Source organism: Sulfitobacter aquimarinus (assembly GCF_040149565.1).
Classification (GTDB): Bacteria; Pseudomonadota; Alphaproteobacteria; order Rhodobacterales; family Rhodobacteraceae; genus Sulfitobacter; species Sulfitobacter aquimarinus.
Genome location: NZ_JBEFLO010000009.1, coordinates 143,613 through 154,320 on the forward strand (window position 1 = coordinate 143,613; position 10,708 = coordinate 154,320).

7 protein-coding genes are annotated in these 10,708 nt (G+C 49.6%); 6 read left to right on the forward strand and 1 reads right to left on the reverse strand.

Annotation, left to right across the window (positions count from 1 at the left end; translation table 11 throughout):
• Positions 1 to 202 precede the first annotated feature (202 nt).
• Together ABMC88_RS15615 and ABMC88_RS15620 are read left to right on the forward strand one after the other, a co-directional pair.
• Positions 203 to 793, forward strand: a complete 591-nt coding sequence (locus ABMC88_RS15615; protein WP_349577812.1) for a L,D-transpeptidase — start codon at positions 203 to 205, stop codon at positions 791 to 793.
• A 76-nt stretch (positions 794 to 869) separates the two neighbouring features.
• Positions 870 to 1,445: a L,D-transpeptidase gene (locus ABMC88_RS15620; protein ID WP_299415790.1), complete on the forward strand. Its 576-nt coding sequence runs from the start codon at positions 870 to 872 to the stop codon at positions 1,443 to 1,445.
• 212 nt (positions 1,446 to 1,657) lie between these two features.
• Here ABMC88_RS15620 and ABMC88_RS15625 read toward each other — a convergent pair whose 3' ends face one another.
• On the reverse strand, positions 1,658 to 3,475 hold the full coding sequence (locus tag ABMC88_RS15625; RefSeq protein ID WP_349577813.1) for a restriction endonuclease subunit S: 1,818 nt from the start codon (positions 3,473 to 3,475) through the stop codon (positions 1,658 to 1,660).
• Between the two features lie 937 nt (positions 3,476 to 4,412).
• Between ABMC88_RS15625 and ABMC88_RS15630 the strand changes: the two genes are divergently transcribed.
• The 4 genes from ABMC88_RS15630 to ABMC88_RS15645 all read left to right on the forward strand — a co-directional run bounded on the left by ABMC88_RS15630 (position 4,413) and on the right by ABMC88_RS15645 (position 10,411).
• Positions 4,413 to 5,201, forward strand: coding sequence for a hypothetical protein (locus tag ABMC88_RS15630; protein WP_349577814.1), 789 nt, complete (start codon positions 4,413 to 4,415; stop codon positions 5,199 to 5,201).
• 111 nt (positions 5,202 to 5,312) lie between these two features.
• Positions 5,313 to 7,517 carry a TnsB C-terminal domain-containing protein gene (locus ABMC88_RS15635; RefSeq protein WP_349577815.1) on the forward strand — a complete coding sequence of 735 codons (2,205 nt, stop codon included), beginning with the start codon at positions 5,313 to 5,315 and terminating at the stop codon, positions 7,515 to 7,517.
• A 39-nt stretch (positions 7,518 to 7,556) separates the two neighbouring features.
• On the forward strand, positions 7,557 to 8,564 hold the full coding sequence (locus tag ABMC88_RS15640; RefSeq protein WP_299415782.1) for an ATP-binding protein: 1,008 nt from the start codon (positions 7,557 to 7,559) through the stop codon (positions 8,562 to 8,564).
• Positions 8,565 to 8,566: 2 nt separating this feature from the next.
• Positions 8,567 to 10,411: a TniQ family protein gene (locus ABMC88_RS15645; protein ID WP_349577816.1), complete on the forward strand. Its 1,845-nt coding sequence runs from the start codon at positions 8,567 to 8,569 to the stop codon at positions 10,409 to 10,411.
• The last annotated feature ends 297 nt before the right edge of the window (positions 10,412 to 10,708 follow it).

The following is a 10,708-nucleotide window of genomic DNA, read 5'->3' on the forward strand; positions in this document are numbered from 1 at the left end:
AAGCCATCTTCATGTGAATGGCCTTCCGTTTGTGGTGAAGTAAAGCATAACCGCACAGTGCTAAAACCGCAGGCTGATACTGTGCTCGCAAAGCACGTTTTCAGAAATATCGATCTCACTTTTTTGTGATGAGAAATCGTTTGAACCTCCAGTAGGTGAAGGTTGTAGAAGCTTCTAAATTGGCGGGACCAAGGAAAGCACTATGAAGTTTACAAAAGATGCAACTATCACACGGCGCGGCGCCCTTCTTGGAGCAGCGGCCGGTGGATTGGTTCTTACAGCAGGCTCCGCTCTTGCTCAGAACGGGCCACCTCCTCCGGCACCTGCTGTACGAAGGAATTCATCGGGCTTTGCGATTGCCAATTGGCGCGATCACTTTGACGATCTGAAGAATGGTGTAATTCTCTGCGACATAGATTCCCGAGCGGTCCAGTATTGGTCTGAAGACCAGAATGTCTATAAACTCTACCCTTCCAGTGTGCCGGAATCCGAAGAGCTGACAAAACGCGGCTACACAAGTGTGATTAAGAAAGTAGAAGGACCAACTTGGCGTCCAACCCCGTCGATGAAAATCCGTAACCCTGACTGGCCAGACTTTTGGCCTCCAGGTCCGGATAACCCTCTGGGCACTCACGCACTCTATCTTTCATGGCAATATTATCGCGTCCACGGGACAGGGGACACTCGGAAAATAGGTAGGCCATCCTCAAATGGGTGCATAGGCCTCTATAATGAGCATATTGAAGAACTATTTGCTCTTGCCGAAGTCGGGACACAAGTTAAGATTTTTTAATCACTCGAAGCATGTTGCCCTGAACCAGAGAGCTGCATGCTTCGCCTACCTCGTTATATGTCGAAAGCCTTTGTTAATGAATAGAAGAAAATTTATCCTGACTACCGGAGCAGCAGTAACTTTTCTCAACAATCCTGTTTCAGCTCATGTCGTCTTACCAAAATATGATCTCCCACCAGAATTCCTTCCCAAGGTTGTAAAATCCCCAATCAGGGCTGCTCCTTACGAAATTCATGTTATCCCAAACCATTTCGCTCTTTATTGGACCCAACCCAATAACCGTGCAATCCGATATACTGTGGGTGTAGGCCGTCCCGGTCTTTATGAAGCAGGCGAATTTTACGTAGGTGCAAAGAGGAAGTGGCCGAGTTGGACACCAACACCTGGCATGCTGCGTCGCGAGCCGGAAAAGTATGGTCCCCTTCGCAAAGGAATGCCTGGTGGCCTGAAAAACCCTTTGGGTGCTCGTGCGCTTTATCTTTTTCAGCCAGGCCTTGGTGATACACTACTACGCGTGCATGGTACGAACAATCCAAAGACTCTCGGGCGTGCTGTCTCAAATGGGTGCGCAAGGCTCGTGAATGATCAGATTGTCGAGCTCTATGACAAAGTCCCGATGCGCACCCGTGTAGTGTTACATCCTGTTACGTAAAAAATGTAAAATGACAGCTCGGGGGTCCAATCCGCTGTAGGGTGTTTATTGAGATCAACGCCATTGTATCACAGTCGGACAGCGATATTGTCCGACTACCCGCGTAACGAATAGGTTATGTTCAATGCCGCATCTCTCGGCTCGAAAGGACCTTTTCATGAGTATGAAAACGTTCAGTGAAACTTGTTCTTGAAAAGTGATGGATTCATATATTATTCCAATTCGTCCCGCGAGAATTGAGCCCATGCATGCTCACGCAGGGATTGAGTTTTCGCAGTCAGCGCAGACCGACGGCGTGCATTTCTGATAATCTTACCAAACATTTCGCGTATCTCCTGCTGAAGATCTGCGGTTCTCAACGGGACCCGTAGGTTTTCCAAATCACGGATGGAGATGGCCTTGCTTCGGTTACCTGCAGCTATTGCTTGCCAGTAAGTTCGAACCGCGCGCGCGGATAGATACATGAACATTACTTCTGGATGGATTTTCATCTCGCTCGATATCGGCCGCAAAATCATGAGCGATTGTGATGCCGACCAAGGTTCCCATTCCGGTTTGTCGAATATTTCAGGAAGGAATATCCCCACCTTGCCGACTTGCCCTTTGATCGTGAACAACAAATCGCCAGATCTCAACCGCTGCTGTTCTAAGCTCTCCCATTTTGCCTGACTTACTGTCAGGCCTCGTGATGCGGAAAGAACCATGCCATCTTCGCTGATGTCCTGTGGGCTGACCTCTCTAAAATTCACCGTTTCCGGAGGGTCATCGGTTACTACGGATGGTCTGTGGATTCTGAAAAGGCTGTCGAGCCGGGCGGTTTCCACATCTGGCCGGTGCTGACCAATCCTTCTCGGACCCGGAGCATATAAAAGGTAGCGTCGAGGGATTAACACATATTCATTTGTAGCGATTTCCGCCCGTTCAACATCCCGCCATCTGTGTAAGGAAATCTTGGATTCTTTGGATAGAGGTATAGTCGACCAATTCGGGGCCGAACCTGATTTTGAGCGATTGTTACTATAGACCCCTATATCGGCGAACCGAACGGGCGTCGGGAATTGATCTGTACCTCGAACAACCACTACATTTTTCGCGTCAGGTGCATTCTCATATAAGACACCCTTCGGCGCATGTAGAACTGCGCTGAGACGGTCCTTGCGGCAAATTAAACTACGGGCTGCGGATGGGTCTTTCGAGCGTTTTTCCAAGGTACCATCTGACAAGCAGATTATGGTTCGACAGCTGACATTTTCTACAGCATCGCGGAGCGCAAGCACTTCGAGATCTAATCGGCCGCGGGAAAAGAAGACCGACGACGGCCCCATATTTGCTTCGCCCACCCGAGGATCGTCGGTTTCCAGTTGAATTGGAGAAGGCGGCATCATGATCTCAGTGGCGGCAGCTTCGGACCAGTTGCGTTCCCACGGCAATCCACGTTCAACTGTAATATCGAGCCCAAATAGGTCGGAGAGGGACTGCATGAGTGGTCGATCTGCCGCAAATCCGGCGAAGCGAATTTCGGTATCTTTGTTTAGCAGCTTTACGCTTCTTGAGTACTGAAGGCATACGCGCACCGAGCCAGCATAGGAAAAGCGTACCGATGAGGGCCATTTCAAAACATAGAAATCTTCAAATGGTGGCGGTTTAAGAAGGTCGCCGTCGGACTCGTCCCAATCTGGAGAGTCGTAGTCGTCATTCTTCAAAGGAGAACCTATTAGATAACTGAGCTGCGTTGCAGCATCACTGGTGAGCCAGCACCCTGCACCCTCATATTGATACATCTCTCCGAGAAGTTGCTCGACGATCTGGAACGCAGCATCTTTCGATAGGCCGGCAATATAGGTCGCTATATCCAGAGATGTACCATCTCGATCTGCATAGGCGTCGGTTCGAAGTACGGGCGAAACTTTCGGGGTATCGTTGGCAATCGTCGGATGTGCGCAGGAGATTTGCGCTGATCGGCTGAAAATATGGGTGAGACCAACGTTGGTGAGGAGGTCCGCTTCACGAATGATCCCGATAACGTTCACAGTTATGTACTCCAGTAATGCTGGCGGGGCACCCAGAGCTGACCCGATCCTTCAATCCAAGCGGGAAGGAGACACATTGAGATATGACGAAATTTGTAAAAATTTCCAAGAGTTACATCGCAAATATTAAAAAAACATAATATTGAATTTACGTATATCAGCGGCTGATAGCCATTCGATGCGAAAATTGAACTGTTGATGGATTTATGCTGCATTTCGTTGCCCTGAGCGAGATGACAGGTCATTTATATACCCAGACCAAGACGGTGTTGAACAACATGCCGACACATGCGGTCTGAGAGAGAAAGCGCAGTAAGCGAAAAGCTGACGACCAATGAGGGGTGATGTGATGCAGAATAAATGGCGAAGAACTCAGAAACACGGTTCGTCTTTGGCGCAAAGACTGCTGGTACTACCTCAGAATTTATTGCTCAAAGTGCTTTGGAAATTTGGTGAATTATGCAGAATCACTATCGCGAGTTTGCGAGTTTTCTTTGCAAAACGCGCTCCCAATTGGATCAGAAACAGTTTCACTAATGTTCAGAAAGATTTTTCTTTGCCCAAATTTATTCTGACGGATGTTCATTGTCGAACGCCATACTTTGCCAGTCTTTGGAGTGAGGGACCTATATGTTGTGCTCTTGGATTGCGAAAAACCCGAAGGGGAAATTTCTCAATAAGCCTTTGAAAACAAACGCTTGTAGTGATTTCCAAGCTGTGGAATCAAAACGGGACCGATCAAACATCGGTGTCCTGAAACAAACAGCAAAAAGGACCAAACGAAAAAAAGGCGCCCCCGAAGGGACGCTCTAAGGTTACGACCGACTGCGGCCGCGATTTCAATGCTGACAATAGACCCAAATATGGGCGTCCGCAACTCCGCATTCGGTCATAGCGAAATATTCAACTCGGACCATGTTCCGAGAACGGAGAAGTTATGACTATCAATATGTTACCCACAACCACTGACGCTATGTCGTTGGGGATTGTTCTACCCGGACCGTCGCAAGCTGAGCGTGACGTACCTGCAGCATCAGCAGGTCACTGTACGACCATTTCGGTCGTCGGAGACGGCCCAGGGTACCGCATGCAGGGCGAGAGTGCATTAGAGCAGAGCTCGCAGTACTTGCTGAATTCCATGCCAGATGTGGTCAAGCTGCAAGAGCAAGTCCGTTTCCACTACGGTTGGGACCCGAAAAATCTGAAGGAGCGAGTTTTCGACTTGGTAGCAACACTGGGTTGCGGTTCTGTTATCGCTTGTACCGTTAAACCAGAAGTTCGACTGGTTTCGGGCAAGTTTATTGCCGACATGCAAGAAGTTGCCTGGTGGGTAGAAGAACTCGGCTTTGCTGATGACGTTCGACTGATCACAGATGCCGATATGGACCCCACGGACCTATCTAATGCCAAGATTTTTGCAGCAGTTCGGTCGGTCGATCCTGAGGCTGATGAAGCCGCTATGAATGTGGTCGCAGGACTACCTGACAGTGCTGGTAGAAGCCTACGTGATTTAACGATCGAGACCGAGCTACAGGCTCGAGGATATCATGCCCTTATTCGGCTTCTGCGGAAGCGCTACCTCCGTACGCTGCAGCATGAAGTGATCGGCCCTATGACGATCGTTGCGCTTGCTGGCTCTGGCGGGGGCTTCATCCCAGCTCAACGTCTCGGTGTCCGGAAGGTCAGCTCCGTCGTTTCACGTGATGAGATGCAAGCCGCAGCCTGATCTTCTCAACAATCAAAATGAACATCCCGCGCGTAAACCTCGTGCGCGGGATCAGTATCCCCTTGTCCAAATTTGGGTGCAATGCACCCAGCCAACAGAAGGAATTATCTAATGGCAAAAGACTTTCAAAATGAATACTTGAACTTCGGTCTCGACATTAATCATGTCTACAAACTGCATGGTGAGGATTGGCAATTCGCCTATCAGACCAACGGCACAGTAACGTTTTCTGTCATCGATGATCCGTACAGAAAAGCAACATACGACATCGGTACGCTGAATCGCATGAATGCGGCCGGGGACATCGAGTTGACACCGTTTGGCCAACTGCCTGAGCACCTGCGTCCTCTTTCTGTCAATTTAAATGAAGATGTTTTTATTGCTGGTCTCCCCGAGGCGCAGGGTAAGGAATGTGAAAGCCGTCATGCTCTTGTTCGAAGTTTCCTTGAATTAAAAGCGTCCAAAACTGTCAAAGGAACAGATGAGGCTATCACAGCTTCAATGGGTGAAATTCGTCAGAATGCGGAAGAGTATCTTGCGGAAACATTACCCGATCCCCTGTTCTCAGAAAATATGCGGCTTTGGAAAGAAGGTAAGGGCCGTAAGCCAAAATCCAAAAGTACGGTCAGTATCCCAGGGCAGGTCTCCTCCAGAACCCTACGCGGTTGGGTCAGCCTGTACAAGAAAGGAGGAAAAAAAGCCCTCATTTCCAACAGTAACAACCAGGGAAACATCAACAGTTTCTATAGCGTAGAAGAGAATACGTTGTTGGCTCAGGTTGTCCAAAAGGAATACCTCACTCTGCAGAGGAAATGGCAGACGACGGTCACCGCAGATGTAAAATACGCATTTAAAGAAGCGAATGTGCTTCGCAAAGCGGATGGTCGGGTACTGCTCCGAACGCCAGGCCGCAAAGCCGTCAGCGAGTACATCTCCCGACTTGGCAAGTTTCGTGTTTTGGTGGCGCGTTTTGGCCAGGAAGAAGCCCTCAAGAAGATGCGGGCCGTAAAGGGAGGTCTTGAAGTCCTGCGCCCATTTCAGCGGGTTGAAATGGATGAGAAGAAAATCGATTTACTCACGATCATGGCCAAAAGTGGAATGCTTACCCTCTTTTCAGAAGAGGAACTCGAAGCGATGGATTTGCTCGATAAACAAAAACGATGGTGGTTGGTTGCGGCAATTGACTGCCGGACCCGTTGCATCGTCGGAATGACTCTTACTGCGAACCCCAAAACCAGCAGTGCAATCAAATGCCTCCGGATGGTGGTCAGCGACAAGGGACAGTTTGCAGATGCTGTCGGGGCACTTTCGCCGTGGGCTATGTTTAGCAAGCCGGAAAACCTCGCCGTTGATAATGGGAGCGCCTTCAAGTCCATTCTGTTTTCGTCGACGTGTGCAGATCTCGGAATTGCAAAAACGCAAACAATTGCCGGCCAGCCCTCAATGCGTGGTCATATCGAGCGCTCTTTCAGGACACTGGATCAGTCTTTGCTGCCTCGCCTGTCTGGCCGGACTTTCAGTAACGTTCTTGACCGCGCAAATCACCCAGCGGAAAAACGTGCCTGTCTAACCATCGATGATCTCGCCTTTGCTCTGGTTCGGTGGGTTGTAGATATCTATCACAACACGCCGCACGAGGGCTTGTGTGGCCGTACACCGCTTGAACAGTGGGAGAAAGATCTCGCCGATGGCAACTATCCCCTTAATGCGGCCCCCAGCGCGCGTCACAAACGCCTGGCGTTTGGCCTCCCGCTTGAACGTATGGTCCAACCAGATGGTATTCGGGTCCTTAATGTTCAGTACCATTCTGGTCAGTTGGCGAAGTGGTATCACAAGCACGGTAGCCAAAAAGTCCAGGTGCGTTGGAACGATGAAAACATCGGTGCCATCGAGGTAATGTTGGACGGTCAGTGGTTTGAAGTCCCATCAATTTCGGATGCTTTCAAGAATGTCGATGCCACAACTTGGAACGCTGCCCGCCGTGCGCTGCGGACGAAAGATGAAAAGCGAAAAGAGTGGGAAGAAGAGGTGATTTACCGTGCGATCACTGACATCAAAGATCTGAACGCCGAACGGCAGAGTGCCTACAAAGTGATGGATCATGAGTGGACAGAGGCACGCTTCAAAGCCGTAGAGAAGGAAGCGACCGTAAACTTCGATGTGGTCCCCACGCGCGATAAAACCACCAACCCAGAAAATGGTTTCGGCCGCTCAATCAATCCTGTGATGCCAGAAAAACCATCTGCAACTCGCGATGCAGTTGAGGCCGCACAGAAAAACGCGGCCGACGATGACGATTGGGATGTTCGGGGCTGATCTCGACTCTCACCAACACATTTTTTTAGGAGAACCAACATGACGAAATCCATCATTGAGATCGCAGGCACAATTCAGTCCATCCGTGACATGCACTTTGTAACTGAGCGTGACCGCAATCTGATGGCTCAGCTTTCTCGGTTGTTTAAGGTTACAAACGGCAAGCTGACCCATGAGCCCGTGCGGTTTACAGCAGGCACCGAAACACACGGCATTACATTTATTGAGGGATCCGGCGGCGGCAAAAGTACTGCCATCGCCGAAGTCCTCTCCAATTTCGAGCCGTTGGTGTGCAATCCCGAAACAGACAAGCCACGCTATCTTGATGTGAAGGTAGAAAGTCCAGCGACGCTTCGTAGCCTTGGTGTGAGCATGCTCTTGAAACTGGGTGGCGATAAAGTCTCAGACCGGGCGAAAGTTTATGACATTTGGGGCTTGGTTCGGCACCGCTTGCAGATTACCGGAACAACCCTCGTATGGCTCGATGAAGCCCATGATATGTTCCGTGGCACATTGTCTTCAGAAACGGACAACATGTTCAAAATGCTGAAGTCTCTCATGCAGGGAGAGCATCCGGTCGTGCTTCTGTTGAGCGGTACTGAACGATTGTCGCGCATCACTCAGATTGATCCTCAGGTGAACCGTCGCTTCAACAAAATCCGTCCACGGCCACTGGCTTTCGGGACCGATAATAAGCGATTGGTAGGGCTCGTCACCAAGTGCGCAGAACGGGCTGATTTGGAGGTCTCCCTGCAAGATGACCAAATCAACCGTCTTATTTATGCGAGCCGCTACCGCTTCGGACGCTGTATTGAAACCACGATCCATGCGATTGAATGCGCGCTGATGGATGATGTGGAAACACTTACCATTGAGCACTTTGAATTGGCTTGGGGGCAGCAAGAAGGCTGCGAAATCAAAGAAAATGTGTTTGCCGCTGAAAACTGGATGGGAATTGAACTTGAGGACGAGGACGGCGATATTTTCCTGAAAGAGCGAGACAAAGCGATCAATAAGAACAAGTCACGCAAAAAGAAGGCAGCATAACTATGGCACTCCTTCCATTGCTTCCCGTAATTGCCGGCGAAAGCTTGACTTCATACATGGCCCGTATCGCAAAATTTCACTGCGATAGTGACGTCTATTCATTCCTCAGCATGTTTGAGCTGTCACGTCAGGACGTGATGTTCCCATCGGAAGAGGTCATTGAGCGCATCTCTTTACTTACCGGGCAGGGTGAGGCGGTGCTCAAACGTATGACGTTCCTACGTCAGGGTGGCCGGGTGCGCACGATCTGTGGCGAAACCGTCCATTCTGAGTTTGCCAATCTGGAACAGACAAGCTTCTGTCCAGCATGTTTGCTGGAGGATGGTCATGCAGATAGTGCGTCCGCGGGTATGAGAGTTGGCCGCATCGGCTGGTTGATCGAACCATCTCGGACATGTCCGAACCACGGTATCCTCTTACGTCGATATAAGAATCTGACTTACTCCAAGAAATTTCAACTCATGTCTGACGTTGCGCCAAATGACAAAGAGTTGAGAGAGATGGTCGCAAATTCTGATAAGCAAAAAACCTCTGAGCTTCAGTCATACATTCAGCAACGCTTAGAAGGTGTGTCGGGCTCACCTTGGCTTGATAACCAGCAGATTGATCAGGCGTCTCGTGCCTGTGAAATGCTGGGTGTAATTCTAACTGCCGGCACGCACTGCAATCTCAAAAAAATTAGCCAGGCGGAATGGAATGAAGCCGGCGATCTAGGATTTGGTTTCGCTTCACGGGGTGAGGAGGGGATCCGGGAAGGTCTTCGGTTGGCGTTTGATCGTTTCATTGAGCGCGACCTCCATGGAGGTCCACAGAAAGTATTTGGTCGTCTCTACCAATGGCTTCAGTTCAACACAAACGGGAAAGAGTTTGGTCCGATCCGTGGGGTTGTCCGCGAATTTATTGTGGAAAATTTCGTTCTGGAAATCGGAATGAATTTACTTGGGTCACCGGTAGAACAGCAAGCGATCCACTCTGTTTATAGCCTTTCCCAAAAAACAGGGATGCATCCGAAGACGATCAATCGAGCGGCTGTGTATTCAGGTCTGGTGCAGGGCGATCCTGATCGTTCACTGGCCCATTTGACCTTCGATGCCAAAGCTGGAGAAGAACTGGTTCTAAAGATGCAAAATGCGCTCCCCACCTTACGGATTCCAGAGTACCTGAACTGCAACCGTGTTCAAGCTCAGCAACTCGTCCGGTCCGGCGTAATCCCGCGGATTGGAAAGGGATTGGCAGGGGCAACTGGGGTCCTCAAGCATGTTGCAAAAGAGGACCTTGATCAGTTTCTTGACCGTATTGTAGGGCAGGCAACGCAGGTCGACTGCGCGACGGACGGACTTTTCGATATTGTTTCAACCGCTGAGATTGCTCGGTGGCCCGTGCTCGACATCGTGAATGGTATTCTTGCAGGGGCGTTTTCCAAGCTGGAAATCGTTGACGTTGACCTGAAGTTCAAGGGTATTCTTATGGACCCGAATGAAGTCTGCGAGGTTCTTTCTGAGAAGTTGCCGACTGGCCAAGTAAGTGCCAATGAGGCGGCTCGAATTCTCGGCATGAATACATACAATTTGCGTAACTTGGCCAAACTTTTAGATCCGGATGGCAAGCCTTACCTTACAGAGCATTTCATCAAAAAGAACTCAAAAGGCGTACAGGTTTCGGTCTTCATGGTAGATGAGCTTCTGGCTTTTCTGCGCACGCATGTTTCGCTGAAAGACTATGCCGAGATGCATATTTTTTCACCCAAGGTGATGAAGATGAAGTTGGATGGACGAGGGCTGAAACCGATTGTTGCCGATCACAGTCTGGGACGGTTTTTCTACAGGAAAGCCGATATCGCTGCCTGATCTAAACTCCAACGACCAATATTGCTGAAAAAGCCGCCCTTTGGGGCGGCTTTTCTTTTGACTTCACGTTTTTCGGTGGCAGAAATAGGGTGGCCTGTGGTGGCAGAAGTACTGACCTGAGCATTTTAGAAAACCCTTATAATAAAGGCTTTTCAGTAGGAAGGTGGCGGAAAATAGGGTGTTGTTTCAGTTTGAAAGGACAGGCAATTGAGAGCCACTTTGGCCAAATTGTCTTCCACTTATCAGGTCTATTTCTTCCACTGCCTGCTAAACCATTGAAAACGCTTGATGCGATAG

Bases quoted from the DNA above. Each gene is read 5' to 3' on its own strand.
- ABMC88_RS15615 (WP_349577812.1), top strand. From the start codon at position 203: ATGAAGTTTACAAAAGATGCAACTATCACACGGCGCGGCGCCCTTCTT.
- ABMC88_RS15620 (WP_299415790.1), top strand. From the start codon at position 870: ATGAATAGAAGAAAATTTATCCTGACTACCGGAGCAGCAGTAACTTTT.
- ABMC88_RS15630 (WP_349577814.1), top strand. From the start codon at position 4,413: ATGACTATCAATATGTTACCCACAACCACTGACGCTATGTCGTTGGGG.
- ABMC88_RS15635 (WP_349577815.1), top strand. From the start codon at position 5,313: ATGGCAAAAGACTTTCAAAATGAATACTTGAACTTCGGTCTCGACATT.
- ABMC88_RS15640 (WP_299415782.1), top strand. From the start codon at position 7,557: ATGACGAAATCCATCATTGAGATCGCAGGCACAATTCAGTCCATCCGT.
- ABMC88_RS15645 (WP_349577816.1), top strand. From the start codon at position 8,567: ATGGCACTCCTTCCATTGCTTCCCGTAATTGCCGGCGAAAGCTTGACT.